Raw genomic sequence first — 21,781 nt, 5'->3', positions numbered from 1 at the left:
CATGGTGGTGGCGGCCATGGTGGTGGAGGTCACGGCGGCGGTGGACATGGCGGTGGCCACGGCGGCGGCCACGGCGGTGGCGGTCACGGGGGTCATGGTGACCACGACGGTCCCGGCAAGGGTGGCTATGGCGGCGGCCGCGGCGATCATGATGGTCCCGGCAAGGGCGGTTATGGCGGTCGCGACAATGACGACGGTCCCGGCAAGGGCGGTCATGGCGGCAAGCATGGCAAGGGTGGCCACGGCAAGGGTGGTGGTCACGGCGACCACGGCAAGGATGGCAAGGGTGGCGGAAAGGGCGGTGGTAAGGGTAACAGGTGATGCCGCTCCCGGACGGCGCGAGGCGGGGAGGAAACTCTCCGCCTTCGCCACGGGCTATCGATAGCCCCCATATTCCCAGCTCGATCGGTCGGATTTCCGCTGGACCTTGAGGTAGGCATATCGGGACGATGCGCGAGTCGAGATGCCGTCTGTCAGATTGTCCAGGACGTATTCGTTGCCGTCATCGGCATCCACCAGGAGCACGACGTGCGAGGGTATGTCACGCGCCATGACCTGGGCGAGACGCAGGCGCTCTGGGGCGACACCGCGGTCGATCAGGACCTTCATTTTCAGAAGCGCATAATCCTCGCAGTCTCCGGAAGTCGTCGGAAGCGCCCACCTCTCCGCCGAACCGTATTGGCCGCGGTCGCTGCGCGGCTTGATCCTGTGATTGACGTCGCTGTTCACCGAGCGAGCTGCGTCAAGGATGGCCGATGGCGAGGAAATGCTGCCGCCAACCCCGTTGGAGCACGCCCATCTATAGTTCTGACAGAGATTCTGTGCCCCCTGCGGAGGTTTGGCGGGCTGGGCGATGGCCGCGGACGTCATCGCGATGAGGACAAAAACGATCCGAACTATCATGCTGCACTCCGCCACCCAGCATGATGCTGAATGGTTAAGCGGCGCTTGCACAATGTCCGATGGGCCACAGTGTGGCGGCAAATGGCGTTGTTCGTGACGTAACGAGCCTCACTGTGCGGAGCCCGGAAGGAAGTGCTTCGCAAATCTATACTTTTGGCACCCGAGGGCACGATGACGCATGAACCCCGGGCGCCTTTAACGAAATTTATTTCGGTTCGTGCGACGTGCTTCGGACCTGACCGGCGACTGCGGCGGGAGCGATCCATGGAGCAACTGCCGTCTTTGCGGTACAAGAGCTGCTCGCTCTATCCCAACGCGGGCCGGTATGAACGACGCGCTCATCAGAAGCCTGCCCAAATGCGAGCTCCACATCCACATCGAGGGCAGCCTCGAACCAGAACTGATGTTCGCGCTCGCGCGCCGCAATGGAATCGCGCTGCCCTATGAGTCGGTCGAGGCCGTGCGTCGGGCCTATCAGTTCCGCAACCTCCAGGACTTCCTCGACATCTATTATCAGGGCATGTCCGTCCTGATCACGGAGCAGGATTTCTACGATCTTGCCTTCGCCTATCTCGAGCGCGCGAAGGCCGACAATGTCCGGCATGTCGAGATGTTCTTCGATCCGCAGGGGCACACGGCCCGCGGGGTCGCGTTCGAGACCGTGACCGACGGCCTTTCGCGCGCGATCGCCGATGCGGAGCGAACGCTCGGCGTATCGGCTTGCCTGGTCATGTGTTTCCTGCGCCATCTCGACGAGGCCAGTGCCGAGAAGACCCTGGATGAGGCTCTGGCGTTCAAGGACCGCATCGTCGGCATCGGGCTCGATTCGTCCGAAGCCGGTCACCCGCCGAGCAAGTTCAAGCGCGTGTTCGGCCGCGCCCGCGATGCGGGGTTCTTCGTCACGGCGCATGCGGGCGAGGAGGGGCCGGCGAGCTATGTCTGGGAAGCCCTCGACGAGCTCGGCGTCGAGCGGATCGACCACGGCAATCGTGCGATGGAGGACGAGACCCTGGTCGGGCGGCTGGTGCGCGAGAAGATGGCGCTGACGGTATGTCCGCTTTCAAATCTGCGGCTGCGCGTCGTCGATGACCTGAGTCATCACCCGCTGCGGCGGATGATGGACAAGGGATTGGTGGTCACGGTCAATTCGGACGATCCCGCTTATTTCGGCGGCTATGTAAACCAGAACTACCGCGAAATATCGGAAGCCCTTGCGCTCAGCCGCGAGGAGATCGCGGCGATCGTCCGCAACGGCTTCCACGCGTCCCTGATGCCGGACGAAGAGAAAAAGAAGGCGCTCGCCGAGGTCGATCGCGTCCTCACCGAGCTTCCTTGAGCCGGTAGACGCACCGCGGTTCGCTCTTCGGCGATGCTAGCGGGCGAGCAGATGGACCGAGAACAGTTTGTCGGCATCGGTGAAGCACACTTCCGGATGCCAGCCGGCGCGCTTGGCGAGTGCCTGGAATTCATCCACAGCGTATTTGCAGGAATTCTCGGTGTGGATCGTCTCGCCGTTGCGGAACGCGAACATGTCGCCGGCAATCCGCACCCGCTGCCGCTTCAGGCTCTCGATGTGCATTTCCACCCGTCCGGCGGCGGCATTGTAGAAGGCCAGATGACGGAAATGGGCGAGATCGATCTCGCCATGCAGTTCGCGGTTGATGCGGGCGAGCAGATTGAGATTGAACGCAGCGGTGACGCCCTGTCGGTCGTTATAGGCCGCGTGCAGAACGGCCGGATCCTTCTTCAGATCGACGCCGACCACGAAGCCAGCGCCCGCGCCGAGCGTGCCGGCGGCCCGGCGCAGGAACGCTTCCGCCTGGTCGGGTGTGAAATTGCCGATGGTCGAGCCGGGGAAGAAGCCGATGCGCCGGCGGCCGGAGATTATGGTCGGTAGCGCGGCGTCCTGTGTGAAGTCCGTCTCGACGGGATGCATCGGCACGTCGGGATAGTCGAGCCGGAGCCGTTCGACGGCCTCGATCATATGTTCGCCCGAAATGTCGATCGGCACATAGGCCGGATGCCTCATTGCACCGAGCAGGAGCCGGACCTTGGTGCTGGAGCCGGAGCCGAATTCGATCAGCGCCGCCTTTTCTCCGGCGAAGGCCGCGATGTCGTCGGCATGGTCGCGCAAAATGCCGATTTCGGTGCGCGTCGGGTAATATTCCGGCAGTTCGCAAATCCGGTCGAACAGCCGCGAACCCTCGGTGTCGTAGAAGTATTTCGCGGGCAGTGTCTTCTGGCGGAGCGTCAGGCCGCGCATCACGTCGTCATAGAAAGCCGAACGGCCCTCGACCGGGGGGAGTGCATCAGGATCGAGCCTGAGCATTGCTGCGAGATCCGGCGACATCACGCATCCTCCGCGAGGCGAAGCCCGGCGAATGGCCAGCGCTGGTGGGGGTAGAAAAAGTTGCGATAGGTCGGACGAATGTGACCGTCAGGTGTCGCGCAGCACCCGCCGCGCAGCACCATCTGGTTCGACATGAACTTGCCGTTGTACTCGCCGATCGCGCCGGGCGCGGGCTTGTAGCCGGGATAGGCGATGTAGGGGCTCGAGGTCCATTCCCAGACATCGCCATACATCTGCGCCGGATGGTCCTGCGACGCAGGCGCGGCAAGCGGACGGAGCGCGCCGGAGCCGACGAAATTACCGGTCTGCGGCAGGTTCCGGGCGGCGATTTCCCATTCGGCTTCGGTCGGGAGGCGCTTCCCCACCCAGCGGGCATAGGCGTCCGCCTCGTAGAACGAGACATGGACGACCGGCGCGTCGGGATCGACGCGGTGCTGGCCGGAGAGCGTCATCGCCTCCCAGCCGTGGCTGGTCTTTTCCCAATAATAGGGCGCCGAGTACTCGCCGTTCTTCACCCGAGCCCAGCCGTCGGCGAGCCAGAGATCCGGGCGCGCATAGCCGCCGTCCTCGATGAAGGCGATCCACTCGGCATTCGTCACCGCGCGCGAGGCGAGGCGGAACGGACGCAGCAGGACTTCGTGGCGCGGGCTCTCGTTGTCGTATGAGAAGCTCTCACCCGTATGGCCGATCTCGAACACCCCGCCCGGATAATCGAACCATTTCAGCGGCTCGGCGGCACGCGCGACCTGCGCCTTCCACGGGCGATAGGCCGGCCTGAGCGGGTTCGCCGCGAACAGGTTCAGGATGTCCATCAGGATCAGTTCCTGGTGCTGCTGCTCATGGTGGATGCCGATCTCGACGATCGGCTCGATCTCCGCCCACAGTCTCTCGTCGGCACCCTGGATCAGATCATCCATGGCGCGTGTGACATGATCGCGATAGTCGGCGACCTCGGCCACGGTCGGACGGGTGATCAGGCCGCGCTCGAAGCGGTTATGCCTAGGGCCGGCGGCCTCGTAATAGGAGTTGAAGAGGAACGGGAACTGCGGATGCACGACCTCATACTTCCTCATGTGCGGCACGAGGAGGAAGGTCTCGAAGAACCAGGAGACATGGGCGAGGTGCCATTTTGTCGGGCTGCAATCCGGCATCGACTGCACGGTCTGGTCTTCCGGCTGCAGACCGCGGGCAAGTTCCTCGCTTTGTGCTCGAACGGTCTGGAAGGCTCGATGGAGTTCGCCCGCCCGCGATCCGCGAGCGGATCGCTGCTCGCCTCGGCTGTCGTTCATACGGATCCCCTTCGTCTGTGCGCGCCTTGAGAGCTTCAACTCTCGGAGGGCCGAGAGGTTCACTTGGGGCCGGAATCGGCAGGCACAAGGCGACCAAGGTCGTTGAGTCTCGATATAAAGAAATCTCTATATCCTTATTGACTAATATCGAGACTCGCGGCATCGTACCGTCACCGTGGTCTGCGGGCGCCTGCCCGTGGCTAAGAGGGAATCCGGTTCAGCGCCGGAGCTGCCCCCGCAACTGTAGGCGGCGAGCTTCTGTCGAATGTGTCACTGCCGCTCGCGGCGGGAAGGCCAGGCAGCAGCCGCGACCCGCGAGCCAGGAGACCTGCCACGGTGAGATAGATGTCCACGGGCGGGGTGTCCCGGCGGGCCCGCTCTGCCCTGCGCGCCGCAAGCTCGCCGGAATGCGTGCCCATGCTCGGCCCCACGCCTCTCAAGTGAGGTTAGCCGCATGTCCATTGTCACCGCGTCGCTCGGATTTCCGCGCATCGGCCCCAGGCGCGAACTGAAATCCGCCCTCGAAAGCTCCTGGTCCGGCAAGACCGACCAGGCCGCGCTCGTCGCCTCCGCGAAAGACATCCGCGCCGCGAACTGGCAGCGGCAGAAGGCGCTGAAGAGCGTCGCGAGCAACGACTTCTCGCTCTACGACCATGTCCTCGACACCTCGGCCATGGTCGGCGCGATCCCGGCGATCTACGGCTGGAAGGGCGGCCCGGTTTCGCTCGACACCTATTTCGCGATGGCGCGCGGTGCGCAGGGCGCGGCGGTCTGCGAGCACGGCCATGTCCACGAGACCGGCAAGGGCGTGCCGGCGATGGAAATGACCAAATGGTTCGATACCAACTACCACTACATCGTTCCCGAATTCGTCCGTGGTCAGGAATTCGCGCTGTCGACCTCCAAGGCGGTCGATGAATTCCGCGAGGCCAAGGCGCTCGGCATCCACACCCGCCCCGTGCTGGTCGGCCCGGTCACCTTCCTGAAGCTCGGCAAGTCGAAGGACGAGACGCTCGTCCCGCTGTCGCTCCTGCCGGGCCTGGTGCCGGTCTATGTCGAGGTGCTGAAGCAGCTCGCGGCCGAAGGCGCGGACTGGGTGCAGATCGACGAGCCGGTCCTCGTGCTCGACCTCGACGATTCCGAGCGCGCGGCGATGTCGCTTGCCTATCAGCACATCGCGGCGGCGCTGCCGTCGTCGCTCAAGGTCCTCGTCGCGACCTATTTCGGCGAACTCGGCGACAATCTCGATCTCGCGCTCGATCTGCCGGTCGCGGGCCTGCATGTCGACCTCAAGCGCGGCGCCGGCCAGATCAACGATGTCCTCGACCGCGCGAGGGGCGACCTCGTTCTGTCGCTCGGTGTCATCGACGGCCGTAATGTCTGGCGCGCCGATCTCGAAGCGGTGCTCGACCAGCTCGAGCCGATCATTGAGGAGCGCGGCGAAGACAAGATCATCGTCTCGGGCTCGTGCTCGTTCCTTCACGTGCCGATCGATCTCGACCAGGAGACGAAGCTCGATTCCGACGTGAAGACCTGGCTCGCCTTCGCGGCGCAGAAGATTGAGGAACTATCGATCCTGGGGCGCGCGCTCGACGGCGGCCGCGCCAGCGTTGTCGAGGAGCTGAAGTCATCGTCCGAGGCCGCGCGTGCCCGCACGAAATCGCCGAAGATCCACGATCCGGCGGTGAAGGCGCGCATGCAGGCGCTGACCCCTGACCACGCGAAGCGCGTCGCCTTCGCCGAGCGCCGCGAGGCCCAGCGCGCGGCGTTCAACCTGCCGGCGTTTCCGACCACGACGATCGGCTCGTTCCCGCAGACCGAAGAGGTTCGCAAGGCGCGCGCCGCCAACGGCAAGGGCGCGCTGTCCGATGCCGACTACGCCGCGTTCCTCCGCAAGGAGACGGAAGCGGCTGTCCGATGGCAGGAGGAGATCGGCCTCGACGTCCTCGTCCACGGTGAGTTCGAACGGAACGACATGGTGCAATATTTCGGCGAGCAGCTCTCCGGCTACGCCTTCACCCAGCATGGCTGGGTGCAGAGCTACGGCTCACGCTATGTCCGCCCGCCGATCATCTTCGGCGACGTCTCGCGTCCCGCGCCGATGTCGGTGGAATGGTCGAGCTACGCCCAGTCGCTGACGAAGCGGCCGATGAAGGGTATGCTCACCGGCCCCGTCACCATGCTGTTCTGGTCGTTCATCCGCGACGACATTCCGCGCTCCGAAACCTGCCGCCAGATCGCACTCGCGATCCGCGACGAAGTGGTCGATCTCGAAAAGGCCGGCATCACCATCATCCAGATCGACGAGCCGGCGTTCCGCGAAGGTCTGCCGCTGCGCGAGAAGGACTGGAAGAACTATCTCGACTGGGCGGTCGAGAGTTTCCGCATCTCGGCCTCGGGCGTGATGCCGTCGACCCAGATCCACACCCATATGTGCTATTCGGAATTCAACGACATCATCGACAGCATCGGCGCGATGGACGCCGACGTGATCTCGATCGAAACCTCGCGTTCGCAGATGGAACTGCTCGACGCGTTCCGTACGTACAAGTACCCGAACGAGATCGGACCGGGCGTCTACGACATCCATTCGCCGCGGGTGCCGCCGGCGAGCGAGATGAGCGATCTCCTCGACAAGGCCCGGCAGCGCCTGTCGCCGGACCAGATCTGGGTCAATCCGGATTGCGGCCTCAAGACCCGCAAATGGGACGAGGTCCGCCCCGCGCTGGAGAACATGGTCGCGGCGGCGAAGAAGCTTCGCGAACCGGCCTGACGAATAAGAAAAGCCCCGCAGCGATGCGGGGCTTTTTTGTTTCAGGCGGCGCGCCGCCGCGCCGGCGTGCGCGTCTGGGTGTTGGCGGCTTTGGGCGGCGCCTCGGTGCGTCCGCCGACCAGCATGGCGCCGAGCAGGAAGCCGACGCCGGCTGCCGCGACGACCGCGAGCATGGCATTGTCCTCAACCTTCTCCTCGACGACCTGATAGGCCTGCTTGCCTTCGCGACCCGCCTTCTTGGCGAATGCTCCGGTTGCGGCGGAGACGATGGAGGTCAGGGCCTCGATCTGGTGCCGCAGGTCGGATGCGACCGGCGCCAGCGCCGTGGTCAGTTCATCGGCCGTTTCGCCGGCCGATTTCCGCGCCGCACGGGCGCCGCGCGTTGCTTCCTCCCCGGCGCGGTCTAATCCGCCGCTGAGCAAATCGCCCAGTGCGGAAAGACCCGCCTGGATGTCCTCGATCCGCGATTGCAGTTCGGTCTGGTTGGAACGGCCCCAGAGCGCCATGGTCGTGTCTCCCGCAACATCAATTCACGGGATCAACGCACCATCGCGAAGGAAGGTTGCGGCCTTAGCCCTTCAGCTTCTCGCTCTCTTTGATCATCAGCTCGCCGAGATGCTTGGCGCCGTCGCCGGGGATGCGGAACGCGATCTCGGTCTCGTGGCCTTGGTCGAACACGATCGCGACCGCGGGACCCGCCGGCGGGGAGAGCGTGCCGACAGCCGCGGTGCGGATATCGAGCGGCACGACCTGTCCCCACTCGCCGGGCTTCGCGTCCTTCGGAACCAGCGACGGACCCGGGTGGAGCATCGAGGCGCGGCGCGTCTCGGCCGCCAGCCGCTTCATCGCGTCGAGTGGCAGTTCGAACTCGATCTCGCGACCGGCGCTGTCCTTGCCGAGGATGCTGAATGTGCCGGCCTTCGCCTGCACGGTGACGCCGACCACGTTCGTCATTTTTGCTTTGGGCATTGTCCCTGTCCGCCGTTCTCGTTGGCGCGTCCATTAATGGGTTTGAGGCGGGTTGGCCACCTCGCGCGTTCGGCAGCGGGAGGTCCGAGCATGTACGAGCTTTATTACTGGCCCGGCATTCAGGGACGCGGGGAATTTGTCCGCCTCGCGCTGGAGGAAGCCGCTGCCGATTACATGGATGTAGGGCGCGAGCCCGACGGCATGGCGGTGATGATCTCGTTGATGGAAGAGGCGTCGATCAAGACGCCGAGCTTCGCACCACCCTTCCTGAAGCATGGCGATCTCGTCATCGGGCAGGTCTCGGCCATCCTGCTGCACCTTGGAGCGCGGCATGCACTCGCGCCTGTCGACGAGGCGGGCAAGCTCTGGGTGCATCAGATCCAGCTCACCATCGCCGATCTCGTCAGCGAGGCGCACGATACCCATCACCCGCTCGGAATGGGCCAATATTACGAGGACCAGAAGCCGGAGGCGAAGAAACGATCGAAGGAGTTCTGCGAGGAGCGCATACCGAAATTCCTCGGCTGGTTCGAGACCATCCTGACGCGCAATCCCGAAGGTTCAGACCATCTCGTCGGCAATGGACTGACCTATGCCGATCTGTCCCTGTTCCAGGTCGTCGAGGGACTGCGCTATGCCTTCCCCAACGCGACCGAGCGAGCGCTTGGGGGCACGCCCAGCGTCGTCGCCCTGCACGACATGGTGGCCGACCGCCCGCGCATCGCCGCCTATCTCGACAGCGATCGCCGTCTGCCCTTCAGCGAGGAGGGCATCTTCCGCCATTACGCCGAGCTGGATGCCTGAAGAGGCCGGCGCTCCATGTCGGGCTGCGAGGCGGCGTCGAATTCCGTTTGCGCCAGCTTGATCGCGCTCTGGTTCTTGATCGCCCAGTCCGTCAGCGCCATCACCGGTTTCAGCAGCGAGCGGCCGAGTTCGGTCAGTTCGTAGTCGACGCGCGGTGGCGTCGAGGGCGTCACTGTCCGGGTAATCAGTCCGTCGCGTTCGAGCCCGCGCAGCGACAGCGTCAGCATGCGCTGCGAGATGCCGTTGATCGAGCGTTTCAGCTCGTTGAAGCGCCTGGGGCCGGGGCCGAGCACGGTGACGATGAGCACGCTCCATTTGTCGCCGACGCGCGCCAGCACGGCGCTGACGGCGCGACAGTTCGTGGAGAGCGGATCGTGGGTCAGTGTCATGTATGTGCCTTCTTGCGGCTGCCGCAACCGACAGTACCTTGAGCGCCCCAAGGCACAAATAGTAACTGGAGATGATGATGGCAAAGCATGTGGTCGGCGTGGTTGTGGGCAGCGCGCATAGGGGTTCGATCAATCAGAAGGTGGCGACGGCACTTGAGAAGCTCGCGGACGGTCAGGTGCGCTTCAAACAAATCCAGATCGACGACCTTCCGATGTTCAGCCAGGACCTCGAAGGCGCGGTGCCGGAAAGCGTCGAACGGCTCCGCCGCGAGGTGAAGGGAGTCGACGGTCTTCTGTTCGTGACGCCGGAATATAACCGCTCTCTGCCGCCGCTCCTGACCAATGCGATCGCCTGGGCGTCGCGGCCCTACGGCCACAATGTATGGGCCGGCAAGCCGGCCGCGATCATGGGCGCCTCGATCGGCCCGATCCGCACCGCCAACGCGCAGGCGCATCTCAAGACCATCCTCGGCTATCTCGACGTCCGCCTGATCGGCCAGCCCGAGGTCTACATCCACTTCCAGCCGGAGCTCGTGGCTGACGACGGCACGATCGCCGATGCCGGTCTGCGCGGCGTGCTCGAGGCGAAGATCGCGGCTCTGGCGGGCTGGGTGGCGAAGTTGGCGTAATGTCTCTCCCGCTTCGCGGGAAAGGGTTAATGCGCCTCGTCCCAATTGTCCGCTGCGCGCGCGTCGACCTGCAGCGGCACGTCGAGCTTCACCGAAGGCAGCGGCGCGTCGATCATGATGCGCCTCACCACCGGGATGGTCGCCTCGACTTCGTCGTCCGGCACCTCGAACACCAGTTCGTCGTGGACCTGCAGCAGCATCTTCGCTGACAGCCGCTCGGCGGCCAAAGCCTCCTCCATCCGGATCATCGCGCGGCGGATGATGTCCGCCGCGGTGCCCTGGATCGGCGCGTTGATCGCCGCGCGTTCCAGGAAGCCGCGTTCGGCCGGCGAGCGGGCCTCGTTCAGCGGGTAATGGCATTTGCGCCCGAACAAGGTCCGCACATAGCCGTGCTGCTTCGCCTCGTCGCGCATCCGGTCCATGTAGTCGCGGATACCGGGGAAGCGCTCGAAGTACTTCTTGATATAGGCGCCCGCCTCGTCGCGCGGGATCGAGAGCTGGTTCGCGAGGCCGAAGGCCGAGATGCCGTAGATGATGCCGAAATTGATCGCCTTGGCGCGGCGGCGGACATCCGCCGGCATGCCCTCGACCGGCACGCCGAACATCTCCGACGCCGTCATCGCATGGATGTCGTGGCCCTTGGCGAAGGCGTCCTTCAGCTGCGGGATGTCGGCCATATGGGCCAGCACGCGCAGTTCGATCTGCGAATAGTCGGCCGAGATCAGCTTGCGGCCCGGTTCGGCAACGAAGGCCTTGCGGATCTTCCGGCCTTCCTCGGTTCGGATCGGGATGTTCTGGATGTTGGGATCCGACGACGATAGCCGTCCGGTCGAGGTCGAGGCCATCGAGAACGAGGTGTGCACCCGTTTGGTCTCGGGATGGACGTAGGTTTGCAGCGAGTCGGTATAGGTCGACTTCAGCTTGGCGAGCTGGCGCCAGTCGAGGATACGGCGGGGTAGCGGATAGCCCTCTTCCGCGAGGTCTTCGAGGATATTGGCGCCGGTCGCCCAGGCGCCGGTCTTCGTCTTCTTGGCGCCGGGATAGCCCATCTTGCCGAACAGGATGTCGCCAAGCTGTTTCGGTGAGCCGAGAGTGAAGCGCTCGCCGGCAAGCTCGAAGATCTCCTCTTCAAGCGCGCCCATGCTTTGGGCGAAATCGCCGGACAGGCGCGACAGCATGTTCCTGTCGATCGCGATGCCGCGCTGTTCCATGCGCATCAGCACCGGAATGAGCGGCTTCTCCAGCGTCTCGTAGACGGTGACCATGCCCTCGGCGACAAGACGTGCCTTGAGCACCCGCCACAGCCTGAGCGTGATGTCGGCGTCCTCGGCCGAATATTCCGCCGCCTTGTCGATCGCGACCTCGGCGAAACCCTTGCGCGCCTTGCCCGTGCCGGTGACGTCGCGATAGGCGATGCAGGTGTGATTGAGCCAGCGCATGGCCAGCTCGTCCATGCCATGCGTGCCGCGCCCGGAATCGAGTGCGTAGGACAACAGCATCGTGTCATCGGTCGGCGCGAGCTTGATGCCGTGCCGCGAGAAAACCAGCGTGTCGTATTTGATGTTTTGGCCGATCTTCAGGACGCTCTGCTCTTCGAGGAGCGGCTTCAGCCCCTTCAGCACGGTGTCGAGCGGCAGCTGGTCGGGCGCGAGGCCGCCGCCGAACATGTCGCTGACGCCGGTCGTGTGGCCGACAGGGATATAGGCGGCGAGGCCCGGCTGGACGGCGAGCGAGATGCCGACGATCTCGGCCTGCATCGCGTCGAGGCTCGTCGTCTCGGTGTCGATCGCCACGCGTCCCGCCTCGCGGATCGCGGCGATCCACCGGTCGAGGCGCTCGACGGTGCGGACGATGTCGTAATGCTCCTTCGAGCAGGGCGTGTTGCGCGCTTCCTCGATGATCTTCTGCACTCGCGCCTGCGGGCTGAAGCCGTCGGTCGTCGCGGCCTTGCCGTTCGTCTTGTTCGGCGCGCCGCGCTCGTAGCGGATCGGCGACGGGATCTCCTCCTCACCGCTCAGATTGGCGGGCGGAGGGGCAGGTTCGCCGGCTTCCGCGGCCTCGATCTGGGATTCTGCATAACGGCCGGGTCCGGCGCGGAGTTCTGCATCACTTTCTATGCCATTCGCATCGATACCGGAGGCCTCGGCGACGCGCTTGGTCAGCGTCGTGAACTCCATCGCCTTGGAGAACGCGATCAGCCGTGCCGGGTCGAAATCCGGCACCTGCAGATCCGGCAGCGAAATGTCCATCGCGACCGCGCAGTCGAGCGTGACGAGCTGCTTCGAAATTCGCGCCTGCTCGGCATACTGGATCAGGCTCTCGCGCCTTTTCGGCTGCTTGATCTCCTCGACGCGCCCAAGAAGCTCTTCGAGAGTCCCGAATTCCGCAAGCAGCGCGGACGCGGTCTTGATGCCGATGCCCGGCACGCCCGGAACGTTGTCGGAGGTGTCGCCGACCAGCGCCTGGACGTCGGTCACGCGCTCCGGCGGCACGCCGAAATAATCGATGACGCCCTGGATATCGATCCGTCGCTCCGGCCGGTAGCCGGGCCGGCCTTTTGCCCCGCTCTCGAAGTCGTAGAAGCTAACCTTCGGCGTCACGACCTGCATGAGGTCCTTGTCCGCCGAGATAATCAGCACCTCCGCACCCGCCGCTTCCGCCTGGCAGGCATAGGTCGCGATGATGTCGTCGGCCTCGAAGCCCGCCTTTTCGACCGGCTTCAGCCCGAACGCCTTCACCGCCTCGCGCATCAGGCGGAACTGCGGGATCAGGTCCGGTGGCGGCTCTTTCCGGTTCGCCTTGTAGTCCGCATAGATTTCCTTGCGGAATGTGTCCTCGGACTTGTCGAAGACGATGGCGAGATGGGTCGGGCGGATGCCGACCGCGCCCTCGCGGATGAATTGGTAGAGCTTGGTCGAGAACAGGCGCACGGCGCCGGTCGGCAGCCCATCCGAACGGTAATTGTACTTCGCGTCCTGATTCATCGACTGGAAATAGGCGCGAAAGACGAAGGACGAGCCGTCGACGAGGAAGACCCGGTCGCCGGGTGCCAGGGGCTGTGCGGTCATGCGCGCGAATATAGAGATCGCCGCCGCGAACGGAAGCGCGGCCTTCAATCGTTAACGGCCGTCAACGAAAACGACCGAAACGTGACGTCTTTAGACTAAAGGCTAAGGTACTTTTGACTATGGTATAAGTACTTAGCATAGCAGAGCCGCGTCAGACGCCTAACTTGGCGATGGACGGTTTCAGCGCTTCACGGACCTCCCAAGCGATGTGATGCACGAACCTGCCAGCACTCATGCGGGGGGCGGCGGGCCCTGTAACAATCAAAAGTCTAGGAGGAAGACGCGAATGTCTTCGACAACGAAAACCGGCCCCGTGGGCGGGCGCTGGCTGCAGCTGGTCATCGGCATCGTCTGCATGGCCATGGTGGCAAACCTTCAGTACGGCTGGACGCTGTTCGTCAAGCCGATCCAGCAGGCTCATCCGGATTGGTCGCTGTCGGCCATCCAGGTCGCCTTCACCATCTTCGTCGTTACCGAGACCTGGCTCGTTCCGATCGAGGGTTGGTTCGTCGACAAGTTCGGCCCGAAGATCGTCACCATCATCGGCGGCCTGCTGTGCGGTCTCGCCTGGTGGATCAACTCGTTCGCTGACTCGCTGTTCCTGCTCTACGCAGGTGCTGCTCTCGGCGGCATCGGCGCCGGTGCAGTCTACGGCACATGCGTCGGCAACGCTCTGAAATGGTTCCCGGACCGTCGTGGTCTGGCCGCCGGCCTCACCGCCGCCGGCTTCGGCGCCGGCTCGGCCATCACCATCATCCCGATCGCGAACATGATCGCGTCGTCGGGCTATGAGTACACCTTCTGGTTCTTCGGCCTTCTCCAGGGCGGCGTCGTGCTCGTGCTCGGCTTCCTCCTCGTCAAGCCGGATGCGGCTCTTCTGCCCGCAGCCACCGGCAAGGTCGTCCAGACCCGTCGCGAATACTCGCCGATGGAAATGATCAAGAGCCCGGTGTTCTGGATCATGTATCTGCTGTTCGTGCTCGTCGCCGCCGGCGGCCTGGTCGTGACCGCGCAGATCGCTCCGATCGCCAAGGACTGGCAGATCGCCGACGTCCCGGTCTCGATGCTCGGCATCACAATGCCGGCGCTGACCTTCGCGCTCGCGATCGACCGCATCCTGAACGGCGTCACCCGTCCGTTCTTCGGCTGGGTGTCGGATCATATCGGCCGCGAGAACACGATGTTCATCTGCTTCGCGCTCGAAGCGGTCGGCATCGTCGCGATGTGGGAGTTCGGGCATGACCCGATCGCCTTCACGCTGCTGACGGGCCTCGTGTTCTTCGCCTGGGGCGAGATCTACAGCCTGTTCCCGTCGACCTGCGCCGACACGTTCGGCTCGAAGTACGCCGCGACGAACGCCGGCCTGCTGTACACCGCCAAGGGTACGGCGAGCTTCGTCGTCCCGGTGGCGAGCCTGATGTACGACGCCTCGGGTTCGTGGGAGTCGGTGTTCTACGCAGCGGCCGCGGTCAACGCGATCGCCGCCGTGGTCTCGCTGTTCGTGCTGAAGCCGATGCGTGCGAAGACGATCGCCGATGCGCGTTCGGTCAGCACCGGCGCTCCGGTCGTCCAGCCGGCCGAGTAATCCTCGCCCTAGATGGGCAACGCAACGAAAAGGCGGCGGACCTCGGTCCGCCGCCTTTTCGTTTGCGCTCGGCCTGTGTCGCCTATTCCGCCGGCTGCAGGGCCGGGGAGCGAGGCTCGAGACGGAAGCGGGCCGGGCGTTCGAACAGGAACAGGCCCCAGCCGGTCTTCTTCACTGCGAGATGGAGGAGAAGCGGCGTGATCACGGCGGACGCGGTCACGATCAGCGACATCCAGCCGACATCGGTGACCACGCCCGTCTTCAGCAGAACGAGGCGGGTGACGACCATCGGCAGGAAGAAGGCCAGATAGACGACGATCGAATTCTGGCCGGCATAGCGCAGCGCCTCCGCCAGCTTGTAGCGAGACAGCAGGACGCCCGTGGTGACGACGGCTCCCGCGCCCATCAGGCCGAGGACGAAGGAGACGCCTGGAAGCATAGCGACGTCGAAATGCACCAGCGTCCCGTTCATCACCGCCCAGGCGACAAGGCCGATCGCGGCGAGACCGATATTCTGGGCGACGCGGTCGGTATAGGCGAAGATCAGCGGCGCGGCGTACCAGCCGATAGCGAAGAAGACGAAGCGCTCGGCGGTCTCGTCGATGACGGTCCAGCCGGTGTGGATGTCCGCGATCTGCAGGGCGGTGCCGAGGGCGAGGACGATAACCGGCGGGACGTTCCGCATCAGCTTCGCGGCGACGAAGAACACCGGCAGAAGGTAGATGAACCAGAGCGTGCCGAACGGCTCGATCAACGCCAGCAGGAACTGCTCGATGACGGCGACAGGGCCGTCAGTCATCGCCAGTTCCGGCCAGCGGAAGGCGCCCTGAATGACGAGCCAGAGGATGTAGAAATAGGCGAAATGGATGACCTTGCGGTCGAGATAGGTTCGCCAGTCGCGGTCGATCACGCGCGAGAGAAACAGGCCCGAGATCAGGAAGAAGTCCGGCATGCGGAATGGCAGCGCGAAGGCGACGACATGGTGCATGAAGCCTTCTCCGCCGGCGGCGTTCCCAACGCCCAGCGTCGAATGCATCATGACGACAAGCACGATGCAGATGCCCTTGGAGTAATCGACCCACGCGATGCGTTCGGTTTCTGGCACGGCGATGCGGGGCATGGCGAAATTCCTGCGAAGGATAAGATTTTAGCGGTTTTCGGCCCCTCCTCCCGGAATTCGCGGAACAAGGTTGATGAAACCAATAAACGCATGAAAGCTATGTGATTTCTCTGCGCTAAACTTTTCTGTTGCGTGTTTTTCACAGATTGCCCATATGCAGGCGCATCGTCGCGCCCGCATCCGGGCCGGCAACAGCTTTGGGAGGTCGCGATGAGCGTCCGTATTGGCGATATCGCTCCGGATTTCGAGCAGGACTCGACCGAGGGCAAAATCCGTTTTCATGATTGGGCCGGCAGCAACTGGGTCGTGCTGTTTTCCCATCCGAAGAACTTCACGCCGGTATGTACCACCGAGCTCGGCGCCGTTTCCAAGCTGAAGCCCGAATTCGAGAAGCGTGGCGTCAAGGTGCTCGGCCTTTCGGTCGACCAGCTCGACAATCACGGCAAATGGGCCGACGACATCGCCGAGACGCAGGGCGCCCGCCTGAACTTCCCGCTGATCGCCGACAGCGACAAGTCGGTCTCCGACAAGTACGGCATGATCCACCCGAACGCCTCCGACACCATGACGGTGCGTTCGGTGTTCATCATCGATCCGAACAAGAAGGTCCGCCTGACGCTGACCTATCCGGCGGCGACCGGCCGCAATTTCGATGAAATCCTCCGCACGATCGACTCGCTGCAGTTGACCGACAAGCACTCCGTCGCCACCCCGGCCGACTGGAAGCAGGGTCAGGACGTCATCATCGTCCCGAGCGTGTCCGACGAGGCCGCCAAGGAGAAGTTCCCGAAGGGCTGGAAGACGCTGAAGCCGTATCTGCGCGTCACCGAGCAGCCCGGCACCTGAGCGAGCATCGCTTACTGAGAACGCCCGCCCGAAACGGCGGGCGTTTTCGTTTTGGGAGCCTTCGGTTCGTCTGCGGAAGGCGGTACCCCGGGAGAGAAGACCCCGAGACCATATTGCTGTGCCGCCCGGTATGCGGCCAGTCGCGGGAAACCCGCCTCGCCTTCGAGCGTTGCCGCCCAGCCGTTTCGCAACAGCCAGAGATCGGACGGCTCGCCGTCCCGGACGCAGCTGGCGATGCCGTCGCTGACGGCGCACTGGACATTCGTCTTGAAATAATTGTTCCAAGCCGCCTGCGATCGCATCCCGCACGCCCAGCGCCTTCCATCGGTGGCGGTACAAACCTCGCTACGATCGAACGGAACCGCGCCGTCGAGCTGAGCCCGGGCGCCGTCAATCTCCAGCGTGCCGTCTGCGATGAACCGGATGCTCTGCCTGGTTTGAGGCTGGGCAGCCGCGCCGACCGATCCGGTCGAATCGGGAACGTCTTGCGCCGCCGCGGCTGTTCCGAACGCGGTGATGATCAGGGTGCACGGAATGAGGAAGCGCATCCGGGAAGTCTAGATCGGGCCCGGCATGTGGAAAACCGGGCATGCCGCCGCAACGGAGGAAATGGGTTCGGGAGGGGCGACGGATCGACTGTTTAGTCAACAGGCCCGCAACCCTTTTTCTCGATCGTACGCCCTCTTCCGTCCCCGGAATTAACAGGCGGCGCACCGTTTACAGGGCCTTAACCTGCGGAGGGTTACACCCTATATATAGTACACCTCAGGCGTGGCCCACCAAAGAGTGGTATCTGCGCCACAGGTTGGGGATTGTGGCGTTGTGGTCCGTTGGAGCTCTGGCGGCTTAGCAGCCGACTCACCTAGGCTCTTGATCTGACAGCACGACGACAGGCCGGAAACGCTGCGCCCCAGCCTGACAACCGGTGCCCATGGACCTATCTTGAGGGGGATGAATTGGCTTCACTATCCGCTGATCTCGAACGCGCCCAGCGCACGGCGCCGGTTATCGCAATGAACGAGCATCCTTCTCCGCAGCAGCACGCCTCGGCGCCGGCATTCCATGTCATCCGCCGCAATGGCTCGGTGACGCCGTTCGACCAGAACAAGATCGCGATCGCGGTCACCAAGGCTTTCCTCGCGGTCGAGGGCCAGGGCGCCGCCGGTTCGCGCCGCGTCCATGAAGGTGTCGAGCAGGTGACCGAACAGGTCGTCTCCGCCCTGACCCGCCGCGTCGATTCCGATCGCGCGCTGCACATCGAGGATATCCAGGACCAGGTCGAGCTCGCGCTGATGCGCGGCGAGCACCACAAGGTCGCCCGCGCTTACGTCCTCTATCGTGAGGAGCGCGCCCGTGCCCGCCGTGAGGAAGTCGCTGCGAAGGCCGAAGGCGAGACCGCTCCGTCCCTCAAGGTCCGCGCTGCCGACGGTTCGCTGCAGCCGCTCGACGAGCGCCGTCTGCAGGCCCTCGTCGACGAGGCCGTCGCCGGCCTCGATGGCGCCTCGGCCGAACCGGTTCTCACCGAAGCCCGCCGCAATCTCTATGACGGCATCACCCAGGACGAGCTGTCACTGGCCTCGATCATGGCCGCCCGCACCCTCGTCGAGCAGGAGCCGAACTATGCGTTCGTCTCCGCCCGCCTGTTGCTCGACCGTCTGCGCCGCGAAGCGCTGACCTTCATCTCGGGCCATGAGGACCAGGCGACGCAGGCCGAAATGGGCTCGCGCTATGCCGAGTATTTCCAGGCCTATGTGAAGCGCGGCATCGAGCTCGACCTGCTCGACCCGGAACTCAGCCGTTTCGACGTCAAGCGCATCGCCGACGCGATCAAGCCGGAGCGCGACCTGAACTTCCAGTTCCTAGGTCTGCAGACGCTCTACGACCGCTACTTCCTGCACTCGGAAGGCACCCGTTTCGAGCTGCCGCAGGCCTTCTTCATGCGCGTCGCGATGGGTCTCGCGCTTCGCGAGATCGACCGCGAGTCGAAGGTCATCGAGTTCTATAATCTCCTGTCGTCGTTCGACTTCATGGCGTCGACGCCGACTCTGTTCAACTCGGGCACGCAGCGCGCCCAGCTGTCGTCGTGCTTCCTGACGACGGTGCCGGACGACCTCGACGGCATCTTCAAGTCGATCAAGGACAACGCCCTGCTCGCCAAGTACTCGGGCGGTCTCGGCAATGACTGGACCCGCGTCCGCGGCCTCGGCGCCCACATCAAGGGCACCAACGGCGAGAGCCAGGGCGTGGTGCCGTTCCTCAAGGTCGCCAACGACACCGCGATCGCGGTGAACCAGGGCGGCAAGCGCAAGGGCGCGGTCTGCGCCTATCTCGAGACCTGGCACATCGACATCGAGGAGTTCCTCGATCTCCGCAAGAACACCGGCGACGACCGCCGCCGCACGCACGACATGAACACGGCGAACTGGGTGCCGGACCTGTTCATGCAGCGCGTCGAGGAAGACGGCGTGTGGACCCTGTTCTCGCCCGACGAGACGCCGGACCTGCACGACCTGACCGGCAAGAAGTTCGCAGAGCGCTACGCCTATTACGAAGACAAGGCCAAGCGCGGCGAGATGACCGTCTACAAGGAGGTCCGCGCGACCGATCTGTGGCGCCGCATGCTCACCATGCTGTTCGAGACCGGCCATCCCTGGGTGACGTTCAAGGACCCCTGCAATCTGCGCTCGCCGCAGCAGCACATCGGCGTGGTTCACTCCTCGAACCTCTGCACCGAGATCACGCTCAATACCTCCGACACCGAAGTCGCGGTCTGCAATCTCGGCTCGGTCAACCTGGCGAACCACATCCACAACGGCGCGCTCGACCACGAGCAGCTGAAGCGGACGGTCACGACCGCCATGCGCATGCTCGATAACGTGATCGACGTGAACTACTACACGATCCCGGAGGCGCGGAATTCCAACATGAAGCATCGTCCGGTCGGTCTCGGCCTGATGGGCTTCCAGGATGCGATCAACATCCTGCGCCTGCCGTATGCCTCTGACGCAGCCGTGCAGTTCGCCGACGAGAGCATGGAGGCGATCTCCTATCATGCGATCTCGGCCTCGGCCGATCTCGCCGCCGAACGCGGCCGCTATCCGAGCTTCGAGGGCTCGCTCTGGTCGAAGGGCATTCTGCCGCTCGACTCGATCCAGATCCTCGACGACGCCCGCGGCCAGACCGTCGAGGTCGACCGCTCGTCCAAGCTCGACTGGGCCAGCCTGCGCACCAAGGTGATGCAGCAGGGCATGCGCAACTCGAACACGATGGCGATCGCGCCGACCGCGACGATCTCCAACATCTGCGGCGTCGCCCAGTCGATCGAGCCCGCCTACCAGAACCTGTTCGTCAAATCGAACATGTCGGGCGACTTCACTGTGGTGAACGAGCACCTCGTCCGCGACCTCAAGGCCCGTGGGCTGTGGGATGCGGTGATGATCTCGGACCTGAAGTACTTCGACGGTTCGGTCGGCTCGATCGACCGCGTGCCGGACGATCTGAAGGCGATCTACGCGACCGCGTTCGAGATCGACAGCTCTTGGCTTATCGAGGCGGCAGCCCGTCGCCAGAAGTGGATCGACCAGGCGCAGTCCTTGAACCTCTACATCGCCAATCCGAACGGCAAGAAGCTCGATCAGCTCTACCGCCTGGCTTGGCAGCGCGGCCTCAAGACCACCTATTACCTGCGCTCGCGCAGCGCCACGCATGTCGAGAAGTCGACGCTGAAGGGCACCGACGGCAAGCTGAATGCCGTCTCGGCCGGTTCTCTCGGAGCGGCGGCTCCCGAGCCGATCCGCATGCCGATGGCCTGCTCGATCGAAGACCCGACTTGCGAAGCCTGCCAGTAATCGGCTCGGAACTTTAGGAGAAAAAAATGCTCGATTGGTCCGATACGACGCCGAACAACGACCCCAAGAAGACCATGCCGGCCGGCTTCCAGAAGGAAGCCGCGCCTGCGGACACCACGGGTCTTGGTGAGATCGACCGCTCCGGCGGCCGCGTCTCGGTCGACGACAAGCGGATGATCAATTGCCGCGCCGACGTGAACCAGCTCCTGCCGCTCAAGTACAAGTGGGCATGGGAGAAGTACCTGTCGGGCTGCAACAATCACTGGATGCCGACGGAAGTCTCGATGCAGGCCGACATCGCGCTATGGAAGTCGCGCGACGGCCTAACCGAGGATGAGCGCCTGGCGATCAAGCGCAATCTCGGTTTCTTCGCGGCCTCGGAATCGCTCGTCGCCAACAACATCGTGCTGGCGATCTATCGCCACCTGACCAACCCCGAATGCCGGCAGTACCTGCTGCGCCAGGCGTTCGAGGAGGCGGTGCATACGCATACCTTCCAGTACATCGTGGAAAGCCTCGGCCTCGACGAGGGCGAGCTGTTCAACATGTACCGCGAAGTGCCCTCGATCACCGATAAGGCGGCCTGGGCGCTGAAACACACGCAGAACCTCGAGAACCCGGACTTCAAGACCGGCACGACGGAGGCCGACCAGAGCTTCCTGCGCGATCTCGTGGCGTTCTACGTCGTGTTCGAAGGCATGTGGTTCTACACCGGCTTCGCGCAGATCCTGTCGCTCGGCCGCCGCAACAAGATGGTCGGTATCGCCGAGCAGTATCAGTACATCCTGCGCGACGAGAGCATCCATCTGAACTTCGGCATCGACGTCATCAACCAGATCAAGATCGAGAACCCGCATCTCTGGACGAAGACGTTCCAGGACGAGCTGCGCGGCATGATCAAGGAAGCGGCCGAGCTGGAAGCGGCCTATGGCCGGGACACGATGCCCCGCGGCTTCCTCGGCCTGAACGCGGCGCTGTGCGAGCAGTACATGCACTTCATCGCCAACCGCCGCTGCGCCCAGATCGGCCTTTCGCCGGTATTCGCGGAGACGGAGAACCCGTTCCCATGGATGTCGGAGGCGATGGACCTCAAGAAGGAGAAGAACTTCTTCGAGACGCGCGTCATCGAATACCAGAACGGCGGCGCGCTGACCTGGGAGTGATTCCGGTCCGCCAAGGCGCGGTACTCGTCACTTCGACAAAAGGCC

At 64.0% G+C, this 21,781-nt stretch carries 18 protein-coding genes and 1 riboswitch; of the genes, 9 read left to right on the top strand and 9 right to left on the bottom strand.

Going from position 1 to position 21,781, the window contains the following annotated elements:
- Positions 1 to 321, top strand: a 321-nt coding sequence (locus tag ACFPFW_RS15800) for a hypothetical protein (protein WP_379771554.1), incomplete at its 5' end; no start/stop codon positions are given.
- 54 nt (positions 322 to 375) lie between these two features.
- Here ACFPFW_RS15800 and ACFPFW_RS15795 read toward each other — a convergent pair.
- Positions 376 to 903, bottom strand: coding sequence for a transglutaminase-like cysteine peptidase (locus ACFPFW_RS15795; RefSeq protein WP_114958306.1), 528 nt, complete (start codon positions 901 to 903; stop codon positions 376 to 378).
- 325 nt (positions 904 to 1,228) lie between these two features.
- Between ACFPFW_RS15795 and ACFPFW_RS15790 the strand changes: the two genes are divergently transcribed.
- Positions 1,229 to 2,239, top strand: coding sequence for an adenosine deaminase (locus ACFPFW_RS15790; protein ID WP_114958305.1), 1,011 nt, complete (start codon positions 1,229 to 1,231; stop codon positions 2,237 to 2,239).
- A 36-nt stretch (positions 2,240 to 2,275) separates the two neighbouring features.
- Here ACFPFW_RS15790 and egtD read toward each other — a convergent pair whose 3' ends face one another.
- Together egtD and egtB are read right to left on the bottom strand one after the other, a co-directional pair.
- On the bottom strand, positions 2,276 to 3,253 hold the full coding sequence (gene egtD, locus ACFPFW_RS15785; protein ID WP_114958304.1) for an L-histidine N(alpha)-methyltransferase: 978 nt from the start codon (positions 3,251 to 3,253) through the stop codon (positions 2,276 to 2,278).
- A complete protein-coding gene (egtB, locus tag ACFPFW_RS15780; RefSeq protein WP_114958303.1) occupies positions 3,253 to 4,542 on the bottom strand; it encodes an ergothioneine biosynthesis protein EgtB in 1,290 nt (429 codons plus the stop codon). Before egtB ends, egtD begins: the two co-directional genes overlap by 1 nt.
- 159 nt (positions 4,543 to 4,701) lie before the next feature.
- Positions 4,702 to 4,892: riboswitch (cobalamin riboswitch) on the top strand.
- A gap of 104 nt (positions 4,893 to 4,996) precedes the next feature.
- Between egtB and metE the strand changes: the two genes are divergently transcribed.
- The gene (metE, locus tag ACFPFW_RS15775; protein ID WP_114958302.1) at positions 4,997 to 7,315 is read left to right on the top strand and encodes a 5-methyltetrahydropteroyltriglutamate--homocysteine S-methyltransferase; all 2,319 of its coding nucleotides are present in this window, start codon (positions 4,997 to 4,999) and stop codon (positions 7,313 to 7,315) included.
- A gap of 41 nt (positions 7,316 to 7,356) precedes the next feature.
- Here the strand turns inward: metE and ACFPFW_RS15770 are convergent, their stop codons facing one another.
- The gene (locus ACFPFW_RS15770; RefSeq protein WP_114958301.1) at positions 7,357 to 7,821 is read right to left on the bottom strand and encodes a hypothetical protein; all 465 of its coding nucleotides are present in this window, start codon (positions 7,819 to 7,821) and stop codon (positions 7,357 to 7,359) included.
- A 64-nt stretch (positions 7,822 to 7,885) separates the two neighbouring features.
- On the bottom strand, positions 7,886 to 8,284 hold the full coding sequence (locus ACFPFW_RS15765) for a hypothetical protein (protein ID WP_162799774.1): 399 nt from the start codon (positions 8,282 to 8,284) through the stop codon (positions 7,886 to 7,888).
- A 90-nt stretch (positions 8,285 to 8,374) separates the two neighbouring features.
- On the opposite strand from ACFPFW_RS15765, the gene ACFPFW_RS15760 reads away from it, so the two are divergent.
- The gene (locus ACFPFW_RS15760) at positions 8,375 to 9,088 is read left to right on the top strand and encodes a glutathione S-transferase (RefSeq protein ID WP_114958299.1); all 714 of its coding nucleotides are present in this window, start codon (positions 8,375 to 8,377) and stop codon (positions 9,086 to 9,088) included.
- Here ACFPFW_RS15760 and ACFPFW_RS15755 read toward each other — a convergent pair.
- Entirely contained in the window at positions 9,067 to 9,477 is a 411-nt protein-coding gene (locus ACFPFW_RS15755; protein ID WP_114958298.1) for a winged helix-turn-helix transcriptional regulator, read from the bottom strand. The genes ACFPFW_RS15760 and ACFPFW_RS15755 overlap by 22 nt on opposite strands.
- 77 nt (positions 9,478 to 9,554) lie before the next feature.
- On the opposite strand from ACFPFW_RS15755, the gene ACFPFW_RS15750 reads away from it, so the two are divergent.
- A complete protein-coding gene (locus ACFPFW_RS15750; RefSeq protein WP_114958297.1) occupies positions 9,555 to 10,106 on the top strand; it encodes an NADPH-dependent FMN reductase in 552 nt (183 codons plus the stop codon).
- A gap of 26 nt (positions 10,107 to 10,132) precedes the next feature.
- Here the strand turns inward: ACFPFW_RS15750 and polA are convergent, their stop codons facing one another.
- Positions 10,133 to 13,174 (bottom strand): DNA polymerase I, encoded by a 3,042-nt coding sequence (polA, locus tag ACFPFW_RS15745; protein WP_114958357.1) that lies wholly within the window; start codon positions 13,172 to 13,174, stop codon positions 10,133 to 10,135.
- A 286-nt stretch (positions 13,175 to 13,460) separates the two neighbouring features.
- Between polA and oxlT the strand changes: the two genes are divergently transcribed.
- A complete protein-coding gene (gene oxlT / locus ACFPFW_RS15740) occupies positions 13,461 to 14,759 on the top strand; it encodes an oxalate/formate MFS antiporter (protein WP_114958296.1) in 1,299 nt (432 codons plus the stop codon).
- An 82-nt stretch (positions 14,760 to 14,841) separates the two neighbouring features.
- Here the strand turns inward: oxlT and ACFPFW_RS15735 are convergent, their stop codons facing one another.
- Entirely contained in the window at positions 14,842 to 15,879 is a 1,038-nt protein-coding gene (locus ACFPFW_RS15735; RefSeq protein ID WP_114958295.1) for an acyltransferase family protein, read from the bottom strand.
- 210 nt (positions 15,880 to 16,089) lie between these two features.
- Here ACFPFW_RS15735 and ACFPFW_RS15730 point away from each other — a divergent pair, with 210 nt between their 5' ends.
- On the top strand, positions 16,090 to 16,725 hold the full coding sequence (locus tag ACFPFW_RS15730; RefSeq protein WP_114958294.1) for a peroxiredoxin: 636 nt from the start codon (positions 16,090 to 16,092) through the stop codon (positions 16,723 to 16,725).
- A gap of 11 nt (positions 16,726 to 16,736) precedes the next feature.
- Here the strand turns inward: ACFPFW_RS15730 and ACFPFW_RS15725 are convergent, their stop codons facing one another.
- Positions 16,737 to 17,273, bottom strand: coding sequence for a hypothetical protein (locus tag ACFPFW_RS15725; protein ID WP_114958293.1), 537 nt, complete (start codon positions 17,271 to 17,273; stop codon positions 16,737 to 16,739).
- A 465-nt stretch (positions 17,274 to 17,738) separates the two neighbouring features.
- Here ACFPFW_RS15725 and ACFPFW_RS15720 point away from each other — a divergent pair, with 465 nt between their 5' ends.
- Both ACFPFW_RS15720 and ACFPFW_RS15715 read left to right on the top strand, forming a co-directional pair.
- Positions 17,739 to 20,573: a ribonucleoside-diphosphate reductase subunit alpha gene (locus tag ACFPFW_RS15720; RefSeq protein ID WP_114958292.1), complete on the top strand. Its 2,835-nt coding sequence runs from the start codon at positions 17,739 to 17,741 to the stop codon at positions 20,571 to 20,573.
- 26 nt (positions 20,574 to 20,599) lie between these two features.
- Entirely contained in the window at positions 20,600 to 21,736 is a 1,137-nt protein-coding gene (locus tag ACFPFW_RS15715; protein WP_114958291.1) for a ribonucleotide-diphosphate reductase subunit beta, read from the top strand.
- The last annotated feature ends 45 nt before the right edge of the window (positions 21,737 to 21,781 follow it).

Source organism: Flaviflagellibacter deserti (assembly GCF_042652085.1).
In the GTDB taxonomy this organism is placed as follows: domain Bacteria; phylum Pseudomonadota; class Alphaproteobacteria; order Rhizobiales; family Methylopilaceae; genus Flaviflagellibacter; species Flaviflagellibacter deserti.
This window is presented reverse-complemented; position numbering and strand designations above follow the sequence as displayed.